This is a genomic window from Commensalibacter papalotli (ex Servin-Garciduenas et al. 2014) (genome assembly GCF_000527695.1).
GTDB lineage: Bacteria > Pseudomonadota > Alphaproteobacteria > Acetobacterales > Acetobacteraceae > Commensalibacter > Commensalibacter papalotli.
In genome coordinates, this window is the sequence record NZ_ATSX01000011.1 from 1 (window position 1) to 15425 (window position 15425).

Consider the following 15425-nt stretch of genomic DNA (forward strand, 5'->3'; position numbering starts at 1 on the left):
TTTTTGACTTGTTACGAATAGATAAAGATGCTGTAATTATTAATATGGTTGGGTAATTTAGCAAATGACAAGATTGTTTAATTTGAGTAGATTTGTAAGATTGATTTTTCGTTTATAGTCTACTTCCCTTCAAACCGTAAGCCTTTCTTAATCCAGCACATTACCTCATATTCTTTAACTATATTTCTTGCTATATGGAAAGACTGGAAAAAGCCGTTCTTTTCCATATATTTCTTTGTTTCATGAAACTAAGAACTAGAAAGAATATTCTCTTTCTTCATGATTTATAGTGTTTTTGAAAAAGAGGTTGTTTTATCATTACCACCAATTTATCGCTTATAAGATCATCATGCCATTTATATGATGAGCGTAAAAATCATACTTAGCTCTATTAAAATTAATTTGTTTCCATTCCAACAATTACAGCCCATTCCTAATTAAAAATATACTTTCAAAATCAAAATCAAAAGTTGCTAATGATTCTCATTGTCATATATAGTTAATATTAATAAAAAATGTTTATCTAAATCTATTTATTCTAAAAGTTACATGAAAAGGAAATAATTATGCGTATAAAAAAATATCTTTTGGCTAGTTGTGCTTTAATATTATCAAGTCCTGCTTTTGCAGTGGAATACCCAATCGGTAAACCTCAAACTTGTGGTAATATGGAAATAGCAGCTGTTTATCTTCAACCTATTGAAATGGAACCAGAAGGGGTGATGTTACCTGCAGCACAATCTGATGTACATCTTGAATCTGATATTCATGCAACTGCGGATAATAAAAATGGATTCCCTGAAGGGAGTTGGATGCCATATTTACAAGTATCCTACGAGCTAACTAAAACAGGAGATACAAAAAAATTAAATGGTGTTTTACATCCAATGGTTGCTAATGATGGCCCACATTATGGTGAAAACATTAAAATGTTAGGAGCAGGTAAATACCATTTAAAACTTACAATTTTGCCGCCATCTCGCGAAACAATGTTTGGTAGACATGTTGATAAGGAAACTGGTGTTGCACCTTGGTTTAAAAGTTGTGTAACAGAGTATGATTTTACTTATGCTGGAACAGGTAAAAAAGGCGGATATTAATTCTAATATTCTAATAAAAAATTAAATAATTAGTTAATTTACTATTTTATTTTAGTTTGTTTAATATTTTTTATTAAATAATTATAAGTAAATTTTAGGATATTTAGTATGAAAATATTATGGGCTATTTTATTTTTATTTGTATTTTTACCAATATCATCTTTTGCAGCGTCATTACAAAATTATGATGTATCTATCGCTGATGGTGTATTTACACCATCATCAATTGAAGTATCTGCAAATCAGCGTATTAAAATAACAATTAAAAATACAGGAAAAGGACCTGCTGAATTCGAAAATTTATCACTTCGTGTCGAAAAAGTTCTTGGACCAGGTGTTACATCATTTGTGGTTATTCATCCTCTTAAACCAGGAAAGTATCAGTTTATTGATGAATTTCATATGAATATGCAAGGTTTTAGTATTATTTCCAAATAGGAGTTTTATATGGGTGCGCCTTTATTTATCGTATGGCGTGAAAGTGTTGAGGCTTTACTCGTTATAGGTATCTTGTATGCTTGGTTAAGACGAGAAAATTTGTTGTCATTAACTAAACAACTTTGGATAGGTACTGGATTAGGTCTAGCGCTTGCTGGTTTACTTGCTATTACTTTTTGGGTAGCAAGTAATTGGTTTGCGGGTGCGGGTGGAGAATGGTTTTTCACAGGAATGATGTTTGTTGCATCTTTATTAATTTTACAAATGGTAATATGGATGCACCGTCATGGACGAGGTATGAAAAAGCATCTTGAACAAGAGGCCGCTGACAGTCTAACAAAAACAGGAAGTGGATTAGGAATACTTATTTTAGCAATGTTAGCTGTAGCGCGAGAAGGTTCAGAAACAGTTGTTTTTCTTGCAGGTATCGGAGTTCAACAACAAGGATCTTCTTTAGGACTTTTTATTTTAGGTGGTGTTCTTGGTTTTGTTCTTGCTTTGTTAACATTCTGGCTTTTACAAAAATCTTCGAAAATCATTTCTTGGAAATGGTTTTTCCTTATAAGTGAGTTTTTGCTACTCTTAATTGGTGGTGGATTAATGATTAGTGCTTTTGATAAAGCTGCTGCTCAAATATCTGCTTATAACCTTCCTGACTGGCTTTATAGCTTTATGGATGATTATTTATGGAGTAGTGCGTGGTTGATTCCAGATAATAGTACCTTAACAGGTTTAACAGGTTACCATGCAGAACCATCTTTAATGCAAGTTATGGTTCTCGCTATTTATTGGATTCTTGCAATTTTATTTTGTAAAATCCGATTTAAAAATAAAACTACGCATTGATATGAACTAAATTGAGGCTACATAAGGGTTTAAATGATAAGTAAAATACTTCATAAATTAGGCGTTGCAATGCAACGCCATAAAGGAATAATACAAATTACCCAGTGGGGGATTGTTGGTTTGTATCTTGTTCTTTTAATCATTCCTACGTTTATGGATTTACCACCACGACATGCACATATTTTAAGTAATCTCGTTTTATTTGCCCAATTTATTTTTTGGGGAATTTGGTGGCCCTTTGTTATTCTTTCAATGTTAGTTATGGGAAGAGTTTGGTGTGGAGTTTTTTGTCCAGAAGGTGCACTAACTGAGTGGACGTCAAAAAAGTTTGGTAAAAATAAAACAATACCACGTTGGATTAAATGGAAAGGTTGGCCTGCTATTGCTTTTATTTTAACAACCCTTTATGGACAATTGATTAGTGTTTATGATTATGCTCAAGCTGCATTATTAATCTTGGGAGGTTCAACAATAGGTGCCATAATTGTTGGTTTTTTTTATGGAAAAGAAAATCGCGTTTGGTGTCGATATTTATGTCCTGTTAATGGTGTTTTTAATCTTTTATCACGCTTATCACCAATTTCTTTTAAAAGTAATACCAAAAAATGGGCTAATTATCATGGTGAGCAATTAAGTAATCCACATTGTCCGCCGATGATTAATATTCGACAATTACATGGTGTTTCATCTTGTCATATGTGTGGACGTTGTGCTGGGTATCGAGATGCAATTAGTTTACAGTCAAGATCTGTCAATGAAGAGATTATTGTTTATGGTGGTGAAAAAGATAATATTTGGCAAACACGACTTTTGCTTTTTGGTATGATTGGTGTCGCTATAGGTGCATTTACGTGGACAGTTTCACCTTGGTTTGTACAATTAAAACAATTATTAGCAAATTGGTTAATTAATCACAATATTTTTTGGCCGCTTAATGCCACAGCCCCTTGGTGGATTTTAACAAATTATCCTGATAATAATGATAGTTTTAATTGGTTAGATGGTTTTTGCGTTACTTTTTATATTCTTGGTTCAGGACTTATATTTGGATTTGGTTTAACAATTATTTACAAACTATTAGGTCGTTTTTTACGAAAACCTAATCTTTATCTTTATATATCACAAGCTCTTATACCTTTGGCTGCAGCAGGTTTATTTCTTGGGCTTACTGCAACAAGTGTAAAATTATTACAATATGATGGTATTATTTTGGGGTGGATAAAGAACGCAAGAGCAATTATTTTAATTGGAGCCGGTCTTTGGAGCCTTTATTTAGGTTATAAAATTTTAAGAAAAATTACTAATAATATTTATCAATTTATATTATCGTTTTGTTTATTTTGTTTTTCTCTAATACCTATTTTAGCTGCTTGGTGGTTTATGTTTTGGGGATGGTAAATATATAATATAGTATTACCTTTACTGCGGTTGATGTTAATGAAGTTTGGGGGAACCCATATGGTGGTATCAAACAGGGTGCTGCTTATGAGGGTATGACGACATTGACCCTCAACTGGGATCCAGAAAAAGTGCTTGGTTTTAAACATGGGCTTTTTAATATCAGCACTATGCAAATCAGAGGACGTTCATTTACAGGAGAAAATATAGCCAACTTCAACCCTATCAGTGGTACTGAAGCGGATCGTTCTACTCGGTTATGGGAACTCTGGTATCAGCAAGGATTTTGGGATGATAAATTTACCGTTAGAATTGGTAAACTTGCCCTTGACCAAGAATTTAATATCAGTGATTATGCCGCTCTTTTTATGAACTCCTCTTTTGGATGGTCAATGGTCAGCTCCCTTGATACTTATAGTGGTGGTGTTGCGTATCCTTTAGCTGCTCCAGGTATTCGTTTTGCTTTTCAACCCAATGAAAACTGGACTAATTTATTCGCTATTACCAACGATAATCCAAATGATGTTTCTTTTTGTAACCCTTCTGGTCCTTTTACTTGTGATCCACAGTCAAAACATCTTTCTGGTACCCGTTTCAATTTTACGACAGGGGTTTTCATTATTAATGAACTGCAATACCATTTGAATCAGCTAATACAATTGTAAAGTATTTGTTGTTGACATTTACACGTAAAATCGTAAAAGTTGAAAATCGTAAAAGTTGAAAATCGTAAAGGTATAAGTGTATGATTATCGGAGTTTTAAACCAAAAAGGTGGAGTAGGGAAAACAACATTAAGTATAAATTTGGCGGCTATTTTTTCACGCAATGGAGCGCGTGTATTATTAATTGATGCTGACCCACAAGGAAGTGCACTTGATTGGGCCGCGGCACGTAACGAGGAGCCTTTATTTTCTGTTATAGGTTTACCTCGTGCAACTATCCACAAAGAAATAAATCAAATCGCTAAAGGCTACGATTATGTTATTATTGATAGCCCGCCTCGTGTAACTGATTTAGCACGAAGTGCTATTATGGCTTCTGATCTTATACTTATTCCTGTACAGCCATCCCCATATGATATATGGGCAGCAGATGAAATTATTAAACTAATAAATGAAGCTCTGATCTATAAACAAAACCTCAAATCTGCATTTGTAATTAATCGTAAAATCTTAAATACTGCAATTGGTAGAGATGTTAGAGAAGCGCTTGAAGTTTATTCTGTACCATCATTTAAAGCAAGTATAACACAACGTGTCATTTTTGCTGAATCTGCGGCGCAAGGAAAAGCCGTTTGTGAAATTGATGAAAAGAGCTTAGCTACAAAAGAAATTAAAGCTGTAGTAAAAGAAATTATGGAGTTTTTAAAATGAATACAAAATTAGGTAAAAAGATTACTATTGGTGCAAAACCAATTCATAAATCTACATTGGCATCAACGGCAGATGCGTGGGTTGAAAATCGAGTTGAGGAAGAACCCATGAAACGTTTAACTATTGATATTCCATTAAGCTTACATACGGCTATAAAAACCTCTTGTGCAAGCAGAGGAACAAAAATAGCTGATGAAATGCGAGAATTTCTTTCAGAAAAATACAAAAATAATTAAAAACGTATTTAAGTTAAATTTGTAGAAAAGTTTAATATAAGGAAATATTTATATTTTTGAAGTGAATGTATAATATTTATTACATATTTGAAGGTGTTAACCTATAATTAATAGTCATTTTGTTTATAAATATTTAGATAGATGCTTTTCTCTTTAATCTAAAATTTTTTTATATTAAAAACTATAAATTTGTTCTTTAGTGTAAAATTTTTAAGTGAAAATTGTATTTTTATAAGTTATCCACAAAATATAGTGTTATATATAGTGTTATATATAGTGTTACGCATAAAATAATTACTGTAACTTATTGAAAATACGCTTTTTATTTTAGTTAATGGTGTGTGATAACACGAAAGAAAGTGGGTGATAACACGAAAGAAAGTGGGTGATAACACGAAAGCGCTTGTGGAGTGGGTAATAACACGATATAAATCTTTTGGTGGGTAATAACACAAAAGAGAAAATGATATGGAAGAGAATACAAAAGATAAATCGCCTCTTCTTCCTGACCGTATGCAACAAGAAGATTTTTTTATTTGTGATATTTTTGATGCTACACCTAAAGGAGATATGGCATCAATGGAACATCCAATCTTTTCAATATCAACAAAACCAGACCTTCGTATCAAGCATTATGAAAATGGAAAAAACTTTATTAAAGTTATTCCATCAGTACAAGGCGTAGCAACCGTTCATGATCGGGATATATTAATTTTTTGTATATCCCAAACAATTGCTGCATTGAATAATAAAAGTGAAATTAAACAAACATTGAGATTTAAAGCCTACGATTTTTTATCTGCAACGAATAGAGGTACAGATGGAAGAGGTTATGAACAACTCAAAGCAGCTCTTACTCGCCTTGCAGGGACAAGAATAGAAACAAATATTACTACAGGAAAATATGAAATTTTAGAAGGTTTTGGTTTAATTGAAAATTATAAAATTGTAAGAGAGACTCGTGAGGGAAGAATGCAAGAAATTGAAATTAAACTTTCTGATTGGGTATTTAATGCAATTAAGGCACATGAAGTACTAACATTACATCGTGATTATTTTAGATTGCGTAAACCTCTTGAGCGAAGAATGTATGAATTAGCACGTAAACATTGCGGTCAACAATATTCTTGGCGTATTGGGCTTGATAAATTACAAGCAAAATGCGGTTCTGGGTCAACAAATAAAGAATTCAAACGATTAGTTAATAAAATAATTGAACAAGATAATACATACAGTCATATACCAGATTATGCTGTATCATTAAATGGTAATAATATTATTTTTACCAATCGAAATTTTAAAGAGCTTACAAATATAAATGTTTCAATTATATTAAATCAAGAAACATATCATGATGCGAAGTTAGTTGCTCCCGGTTGGGATATATATTCCCTTGAAAAAGAATGGCGTTGTTGGATGTCTGAAGGTGGTATAGATGCGCCACGAGAACCTAATAAAGCATTTATTGGTTTTTGCCGCAAATGGTTTGAAAGACACAAGCAATCTTAGATTAATTTTTTATAAAAAAATTCCTTTGTCATAATAATGTTAATCAAATTTCTTTCAGATGCACAAAATCACACAAACTAGATACAGAACGAGTGTAAACATAGGATTCTGGTAAATTCATCGATAAAATTGTGCGGGTATTTTTTTAATCTCTATAATTAATGCTGAACGCTGATAATCGTTTGTTCAGTAAAAAATCAAACCAAATTTATGGCTGATTAATATTCATGTATAATATACATAAAATATATAAAATTAACAACTTATTAAAAATAAATGATAGAGAGTTACTTGATAAATTCATTATTTGTGGTAGTGATGATAGCTTATCAAAGTATATTTTATAATTTAATTATTTTCATAAAATATTATTTAATAAGATTAACCTATTGATACCCATTTTAATAAACTCTAGGTTTTCCTAGAGTAGGTTAAATACTTCTTTAGTAGAAGTGATAACTAAAAATACTATCACACATCAAGAATGCCTTCTGAAGGTTTTATGTGCGTGTTTGAAAATCCATAAAAAATCAAAGAAAAATTAAAATAAATAAAATCATCTCATTTAGTTGTAAGTAGAATGTTACTTATGATATATATCATAAATATATATCATGGAGGATTATAATATGCAGATAGCAAAAATATTTCAAAATGGCAGAAGTCAAGCTGTAAGGTTGCCTAAGGAGTTTCGGTTTAATGAAGATGAAGTCATCGTAAAAGCCTTTGGAAACGGTGTATTGTTATTACCAAAAGAAAATCCGTGGGTTTTAATGCAAGAAGCAATCAATGAATTTGAAGATAATTTTCAATTCACAAGAGAGCCTCAGGGAGATCAAACCCGTGAGGATATAAAATGATTTATTTACTCGATACCAATATCTGTATTTATATCATTAATAATAACCCCACTTATGTCTTTGAAAAGTTTAAACAATTTCAATTAGGACAGTTAGGTATTTCCAGTATTACCGCTTCAGAGCTTGCTTTTGGTGTTGAGAAGTCTGGATCACAAAAGAATAAACTGGCTTTAAATAAGTTTCTATCCCCTTTAGAAATACTACCTTATGACGAGCAAGCTATTTGGCATTATGCTGAATTAAGACATCAATTACAATCAACAGGACAACCTATTGGAAGTTTAGATATGTTAATTGCTGCTCATGCCTTAGCATTAAAGGTAAATTTGGTTACCAATAATGTTAAAGAGTTTAAAAGAGTAAAAGGCTTAACTGTAGAAAATTGGGTCATTTAATAAAAAAAATTATTTTATTAATAAACATCTTTCTTATATGAGTTTATAAATATTATTTATAGTTAATGAGTTTACGTAAAATATTTTATATCTAACCTTGCTTTTATTTTTTAAGAAAAAAATATGAATATATGTATTTGTGATTTTAGCGATATGCCAACAACTGTTAGATTAAACCCATCAATATTACAGGTAATTTAGATTTATGGCGTTATCGTATAATTACAAAATTACAAGATCAAACAGTATGTATTCTAATTTTAAGAGTTAATCCTCGTAAAAACGTATAAATAATCTGATTATTAAAGAAATTGATTATGGTTGCGATTGGATATGCTAGAGTATCCACAATTGAACAACGCACTGCTTTGCAAATAAAAGCATTAAAACAATTTGGTTGTGATAGCTTTTATGAAGATAAAGCCTCTGGTGCTAAAACAGATAGACCAGAATTATTAAAAGCCCTTTCCTATTTAAGAGAGGGCGATATATTAGTTATTTGGAAGTTAGATCGTCTTGGGGGGGCAATAAAACATCTAATAGACATTGTGAATGATCTAGAAGCTCGTAAGGTTTGTTAACAGAGAATATTGATACCACAGCTCATAGAGGTGAGTCAGTATTTCATCTATTTGGAGTATTAGCTCAATTTGAAAGAGACCTTATCAAGAAAAGAATAAAAGCCGGATTAAAAGCAGCTAGAGATCAAGGTAGAGTTGGTGGAAGGTCAATTGTAATGACAGACGAAAAACTTAAGAAACCAAAGAGCTTTTACAAAATGGATAGAGATACTACCAATAATTTATTTATTATAATTCCCTATTTTTTTTATAAAAAAATTCATACTTTTTCTCCAAATACTTCTACTTGATCAAAATGAAGAAATGTTTGTCCAATAATTTGTATACGAATAAAGCGACCAATAATATTATTAATTGGCAACAATCTATAAGGATCTCCATTTAATCCACCAAAAGAAATATCTTGATCTTTTTTACGATGAACTTCAGTAAAATTAACACCGTCATCAGACACTAATATAGATAAAAGATTACTTCTATTTTTAACTGTATCTGATTCTAATCTATTATAGATACGTAATTCTGTAAAAAGGTATAAATCCTTATATTCTATTTGCCACCAAGGATTATTTTCAGTTTTTGTATGGCATTGATATGATCCCGTCAAATTACCACTTATAGCCCCTTCTGGAGTAACATTTTTCCCTTCATCCCGATCATATATTGAAATTTGAGTCGGAATACCTAAACGAGATATATTTTCCCCAAGAGGCTCATTTTTAAATACCTTACTACTTACTGAAAAAAGTTTAGCAGGTGATAATTGTGCTTTAATTTTTTTTTGTTGAAATTTATCTATTACCTCAATGATAGAATCTCCAAATTTTTCAATATCTGATATTTGTGTTACCGAACTAAAATTATCGGTTTTTCCTTTATGTATTATTTGAGAAGAATAAATATTAAGTGTATTATTATTGGCAACCATATCGCCAAGAATATGATTCGAAGATGCTCCATATGAATCATTAATTATTATTATATTTTTATTACCAAATATTGCAGCCATATGAAATGCTGAACTTGAAAAACCAACAAAGTTTTGATTAGTTTGCCAAAGTTTTAGCTGATCTATAAAGGAAAGCTGTTCTGGAAATATACATTTTATTCCTTTAGATGTTAAATAATCACAAAGCTGATACTCATTTTCAATAGATCTTACTCCGCGTGAAAGCCGACTTTTTGATATATATATATACTCTTTTTGTAATGAATTATTTGATAAAGAAGGATACACTCTTTCAAGAGTTTTTTTATACATATGACTTATAGAATGATTTTCATTAAAAGATCGTTCTGCAATAACTATTTGTTTAAAAAGCGTAGTTTCAGTAATATTTTTTAATTGATGTTTTTGAATTCCAAGCTGATTAAAAATATAAGCAATATGAGGCACTTTAAATAAATGATCAGGAGGTTCTCCAAGATAAGCTATTTTTATTTTTTTTGGTTGATTTTTTAAAGCCCATAACCTGCTTAAAGAACTAACCATAAAATGTCCAAAATGTTGATGAACAACACCTAACCAAAAATATAAATCATGAACTAAAATATTCTTTATTCTATGAGGATGAATATTAGTTGTGACAGATGCATTTAATAAATTATAATCTGGTACACCTCTATAAAAACTACTCTCTGATATAATCTGTTGGTTCTCTCCATATAATGAAAAACCATGATTAAATACATTTTTATATGTACGAACATTTAATGGATATTGAAGGGGGATTATATACCCTCCCGCTCTCATACATTTTTGAAATATATTATTTTTATCTATATAATCGTGCATAATTTATTATTTTCTAAGTTAATTAAACCAAAATAAGGTTTATTTTGACGAGCAAAAAAATTGTCCAATTTGTCTCATTACTTTTTTTATTTTAACAATTAGAATGAAAAGATTCTATAAAATTTTTATATTAGATTAAGATTTATTTATTTAATATAAATTATTAATTTTTTTATAATTTTTTTATTCAATAATAAATCCTACAATTTTTAATTAAAAGAAATGAATGTAATAATTATTTTAAATCGCGAAAACTTTATCTTTAGGAGATTTTGCTGTTACTTTTTTAAATCGGTTATTAAGACATAAAAAATGGAATTATTGCATCTTTAGTTTAGTAATGTAAATTTTCTTTAGAATGCAAGCATAAAAAACGATCTCAAAATAATGTTGTTTAATGTGATTTGAATTTACTGTTTATAATTTAGACATAACGGTAACATTATGACGTTTAAGTCATCATATTTTATCAATAATATCAATGAATTATATAGTTATATATATTGCTATCTTTATCAATATAACCAACAAACATATTTTTATAACCGAATACTTTGTATTTTTATCTGCAAATTACCATTATTTATTTTTCGTAGCTCATATTTAATATAATTTCACTATATAACTTCCTAATATAAATAAAATTTTAATATAATTGATTATTTAAATATATTATTAAATAATATTTAATATAAAATTATTTTAAACATTATTATAAGTTTATTTTTATTACATTACCTATTTTAATAATTCTTCTAAAACTTCATTACCTATTTTTTATAAGTTTTTTATTATTATTTTAGACTTTTATAATATGTATAGTGGTAAATTTATTATGATCAAGTATATTGATACCTCTTTTAGGTATTTTACAAAGATGGTTAATTTACATTAATCACTTTTTTTTAGTATAATAACTTTTTATTGTTAATTAGGTAAAAATCGATGAAAGTTGCTGTTTGTTTGGTCGTGAAAAATGAACAATTAGAAATTGTTTATTGGATTGCTTGGTATAAAGCTCTGGGTTTTGATACCATCATCATATATGATGATTTTTCTGATGATGAAACAGAAAATGTAATACTTTCTTTAAAAAATACTATTGATATAAGATATCATAGAAATGCTTTTAATAAAGACATACATCATATTAGACAAATTAGAGCTTATAAAAATACTATCACAAAATACAAACAAGAATTTAATTGGATTGCCTTTTTTGATTCTGATGAATATTTAGATTTATATGGGAAAAATATAAAAGATTATTTAATGGAGATGAATCATGCATCATTAGTTGCTTTTAACTGGTGTTGTGTTGGTACTAATAATTATATTAGCCGACCTCCTGGTATTCCTGTTATTAACTATACATTACATGGAAGCAATGAACTTTTTTGGAATAAACATACCAAAGTTATAGTGAAACCACTATCTATATCAAAACCATTATATCACGTTCATAATATCATGGTAGAAGGACAAAGTGTTGATAGTGCTGGAGATCCTATAGAGTGGGAAGGTGATCATGGTGGTTTTACAAAAGACTATCCCACATGGGCAGGTGGGCGCCTTATTCATTATCAAACTAGATCTTTAGAACATTATGTGATTAGAGATAGAAATATAGAAGAAATAAGAAAAAATAAACAAGATCCAGTACATAATATTGTTAGTAGTAACGATTATAATCAAATAGAAATTAATATTTCTGAAATTTATTTACAAAATTTTTATAAAATAATGAAAAATTTTGTAAATGGACAAGGGCGTATCGTAGAACAAATAATAGCCTCAATACCTTTTTCATATTTTTTATATTTAAAAGATTTATACTCACCAAAACAGGTCTCTATTTTTGATCCTCATTATGAATATGAAAACAATGCAATTCCTCTTTATTGGATTTCTCATCATTCTAAACCAGGAAATATATTAAAAGATAAATTTAATAGTGAAAAAAAAGTTTTAGCATTTCAAATTAAAAACTATTTTAATTATTTTCTCTGTGTTTGTAACGAAGAATTAAGTGTGCATGATGATAAAGAACCCGTTATTGCATTACTTCTTGAAGATAGTGATTATATTCATTTATGCACACAATCTTCTTGTCTTTTAAAAGTAAAAGGAGATCCAAGAATAGGTTCAGTACTATCATATAAAGTATGGGGAAACCCTAATGAAACCATTTCATTATCTCATCCAGATACAAATAGATATTTAAGTTTTGATGAGCATGGTAAACATTGTATAACAAAAATGAGAGCATATGAATGGGAAAGTTTTTCATTATTAGAAATTAATCTTGATAATTGTACAGATACAATTAAAGAAACTGCTGAATATTTAAAGAGTAGTAGAAGCTTTTATGAAATGCAGATTTTATGCCAACAAAAGAAAGAAAAAAATGGGTTAATATTCAATGCTATAACATCATTAGATGATGCTTCTAAAAAAGCTATTAAAATAATATCTAGAGGTATATTATCAGAACATAATATGTAGAAAATATTATAAAAATTTAAATTTATATAAATTAATGTTATGAAAATAATTGTTCAGTTATGGTTGAATAACATTAATTTATTTTTCTCAAATCTTTTTGCTATCAAATAAACATTACGCGTAGTCTAAGTGATTCTGTATAAAGCGCAAATCATATATATTAAAGTAAAAAGATCCTGTTGCAAAGTTAGAGAATAGAGTTTAATTTTTTCACAAATATGAATGAAATATTTATAATTGGGAATAGACACTGTGATTGTTAGAATGCATAGCAACACTTCTTCAGAAAAGCCTTTAAAACGATAAGCTCTTTACATCAACCTGTATTGGTAATGATAAAACAACCTCTTTTCCAAAAACACTATAAATCATGAAGAAAGAGAATATTCTTACTAATCCTTAGTTTCATGAAACAAAGAAATATATGGAAAAGAACGGCTGTTTCCAGTCTTTCCATACAGCAAGAAATATAGTTAAAGAATATGAGGTAATGTAATGGATTAAGAAAGGCTTACGGTTTGAAGGGAAGTAGACTATAAACGACAAATCAATCTTATAAATCTACTCAAATTAAACAATCTTGTCATTTGCTAAATTACCCAACCATATTAATAATTACAGCATCTTTATCTATTCGTAACAAGTCAAAAAAACGTCAAGGTTACTCAACGTTTCTTTAGGCAAGCTTTTAAAAGGTGATAGATTATTTACACTAATCCATATCAGAACAGATAAAGCATTCAATTTTATACTTCTTCACAACTTAATTACCTATTCGCGACAAACCTTCTTAGTGTTAGTTATGTTTCAAAAAATAATAAAATAAACTGTTTCGAAAAAAAACTGCAAGCTTACAAGAATAAAATTTACAGATATTGTTTGATAAAGGATTATTCAATAAATTTTGTAATATCTAAATCGCAGAACCCAGAACCGTTAATATTTGTAATATTAATATTGTTAAAGTCCTCTTTTATTTTATTGCTTATATTTATTTTATAATTATTCCACCACTCAGAACATTCTTGCATTAACTGCTCAACTTTTCCTTCATCAATTATATTTTTTATGAGTTTATGTACATTATTCCAATTATCAATAAAAGGAATAGGATTTTTTCCTAAATATGGAGTAAAACAATTAAGCCCTCTGCCATTTTCTACTATAGGTATACAACCAGCTTCGAGAGATTCATATATTCGGAAAGAATCTAAATGTACAAAGCCTGCGGGGCAAGGTATGAATATAGAATTTTCCATATATTCCCTATATTCTTTAACCCCTAAAGCATCAACACTATTAAAATATGATGTTAAATGATAATATCCGCCGTCTATATTTTTCATATTGTCATACATAATTTGACGATTTGTTTTTTTAATGTCCCCAGCAAAAAACCATGTATATTTTTTATGTTTAATTTTAATATTATTAATATCTCTTTTAAATCCAGCTTTATAACCTAGAGGAAAAAAATTTACATTTTTATAACTAGCGAGAATTGGATTCCATAAATTTCTCCATACAGTATTGCAATATTCATAACATCTATATTCATCTTTAAAAGCTTCATCACTTAAATGTACAAGTAAAATATTGTTATTATTATAATATAACGTTTTATAAAAATCTAATTTTTGTTCATTTATTAGACTGTCTATTATAATTAAATTTTTATTTTTAATTGTTGATGCATTATTTATTTCTAAATGTTCATATTTATCAAGAAAAGGAATAATTTCTTGTAACCATTCTGTTTCAAACATATGGTGTAAATTACAGTTGATTATAACTTTATTTTCTGTATTAAATATATTAGATCTAGTAATTAAATTGTTTTTTCTTTTTAAATATTCAGAATTGGGAAAGATTTTTTTTAAATTATCTAACGTTGCTAAAACGTTTGAAGTATAACAGAATTGATATTCTTTGAGGGCTCTATTTGTAAAAAATTTTGATAATTCGGTTTCATAGTTTTCATCAGGAATAATATAATAATTTTCCCAGTCAAGAGCTTTTTCTCTATCGCATGTAACCGTCGTTAAGTCATTGCTACTTGATAAAAATAAATTATTTTGTGAGAGATTATAAAGGCCTTGTTTTGTAATTTGATAATCAAAACTACCAATATTTAAAAAAAATATTTTATCTTTTTTAAAATAATGTCTAATTATATTAAATTCATTGCAGTCTTCTATTTTTTTTTGTTCTATATTACCATGTTCAGATAAACATAATACTGTCCCAAAGTGCGTAATAATCGGCATTATTTATTCTTCTTATGTTTTTTGTTGCAATAGCTATCGCATAGCTTACCCATTTTTTTCTTTTATTTAGTATAAATTTAATAATTCGTAAATTTTTTAATTTTATAGTGTCATATTTAT

The 15425-nt window shown here is 28.8% G+C and carries 15 protein-coding genes; 13 read left to right on the plus strand and 2 right to left on the minus strand.

Translation table 11 applies throughout. The features are described 5' to 3' along the window. Positions 1–566 precede the first annotated feature (566 nt). The 12 genes from COMX_RS10415 to COMX_RS11410 all read left to right on the plus strand — a co-directional run bounded on the left by COMX_RS10415 (position 567) and on the right by COMX_RS11410 (position 9028). On the plus strand, positions 567–1100 hold the full coding sequence (locus COMX_RS10415; protein ID WP_034341108.1) for an iron transporter: 534 nt from the start codon (positions 567–569) through the stop codon (positions 1098–1100). Positions 1101–1208: 108 nt separating this feature from the next. Beyond that, the gene (locus COMX_RS10420) at positions 1209–1538 is read left to right on the plus strand and encodes a cupredoxin domain-containing protein (protein ID WP_034341110.1); all 330 of its coding nucleotides are present in this window, start codon (positions 1209–1211) and stop codon (positions 1536–1538) included. Between the two features lie 9 nt (positions 1539–1547). Further along, complete coding sequence (locus COMX_RS10425; RefSeq protein ID WP_034341112.1) at positions 1548–2384, plus strand: FTR1 family iron permease; 837 nt, start codon at positions 1548–1550, stop codon at positions 2382–2384. Positions 2385–2417: 33 nt separating this feature from the next. Beyond that, positions 2418–3782, plus strand: coding sequence for a 4Fe-4S binding protein (locus COMX_RS10430; RefSeq protein WP_034341113.1), 1365 nt, complete (start codon positions 2418–2420; stop codon positions 3780–3782). Between the two features lie 68 nt (positions 3783–3850). Beyond that, on the plus strand, positions 3851–4447 hold the full coding sequence (locus tag COMX_RS10435) for a carbohydrate porin (protein WP_255343295.1): 597 nt from the start codon (positions 3851–3853) through the stop codon (positions 4445–4447). A gap of 80 nt (positions 4448–4527) precedes the next feature. After that, positions 4528–5157, plus strand: a complete 630-nt coding sequence (gene parA / locus COMX_RS10440; RefSeq protein ID WP_034341114.1) for a ParA family partition ATPase — start codon at positions 4528–4530, stop codon at positions 5155–5157. After that, positions 5154–5393: a hypothetical protein gene (locus COMX_RS10445; protein WP_034341115.1), complete on the plus strand. Its 240-nt coding sequence runs from the start codon at positions 5154–5156 to the stop codon at positions 5391–5393. The genes parA and COMX_RS10445 overlap by 4 nt, the downstream gene beginning before the upstream one ends. Positions 5394–5861: 468 nt before the next feature. Next, the gene (gene trfA, locus COMX_RS10450; RefSeq protein WP_034341118.1) at positions 5862–6902 is read left to right on the plus strand and encodes a plasmid replication initiator TrfA; all 1041 of its coding nucleotides are present in this window, start codon (positions 5862–5864) and stop codon (positions 6900–6902) included. Positions 6903–7531: 629 nt separating this feature from the next. Further along, entirely contained in the window at positions 7532–7762 is a 231-nt protein-coding gene (locus COMX_RS10455) for an antitoxin (RefSeq protein WP_034341121.1), read from the plus strand. Continuing rightward, entirely contained in the window at positions 7759–8157 is a 399-nt protein-coding gene (vapC, locus tag COMX_RS10460) for a type II toxin-antitoxin system tRNA(fMet)-specific endonuclease VapC (RefSeq protein WP_034341124.1), read from the plus strand. The genes COMX_RS10455 and vapC overlap by 4 nt, the downstream gene beginning before the upstream one ends. 317 nt (positions 8158–8474) lie before the next feature. Continuing rightward, positions 8475–8738 (plus strand): recombinase family protein, encoded by a 264-nt coding sequence (locus COMX_RS11405; RefSeq protein ID WP_051462132.1) that lies wholly within the window; start codon positions 8475–8477, stop codon positions 8736–8738. Continuing rightward, positions 8732–9028 carry a recombinase family protein gene (locus COMX_RS11410; protein WP_152534217.1) on the plus strand — a complete coding sequence of 99 codons (297 nt, stop codon included), beginning with the start codon at positions 8732–8734 and terminating at the stop codon, positions 9026–9028. Before COMX_RS11405 ends, COMX_RS11410 begins: the two co-directional genes overlap by 7 nt. Here COMX_RS11410 and COMX_RS10470 read toward each other — a convergent pair. Beyond that, entirely contained in the window at positions 8998–10533 is a 1536-nt protein-coding gene (locus COMX_RS10470) for a glycosyltransferase 61 family protein (protein ID WP_034341127.1), read from the minus strand. The genes COMX_RS11410 and COMX_RS10470 overlap by 31 nt on opposite strands. A gap of 945 nt (positions 10534–11478) precedes the next feature. On the opposite strand from COMX_RS10470, the gene COMX_RS10475 reads away from it, so the two are divergent. After that, on the plus strand, positions 11479–13038 hold the full coding sequence (locus COMX_RS10475) for a glycosyltransferase family 2 protein (protein ID WP_034341130.1): 1560 nt from the start codon (positions 11479–11481) through the stop codon (positions 13036–13038). An 890-nt stretch (positions 13039–13928) separates the two neighbouring features. On the opposite strand, the gene COMX_RS10480 is transcribed toward COMX_RS10475, so the two are convergent. Then, positions 13929–15305, minus strand: a complete 1377-nt coding sequence (locus COMX_RS10480) for a glycosyltransferase family 47 protein (RefSeq protein ID WP_034341133.1) — start codon at positions 15303–15305, stop codon at positions 13929–13931. Positions 15306–15425: the final 120 nt, after the last annotated feature.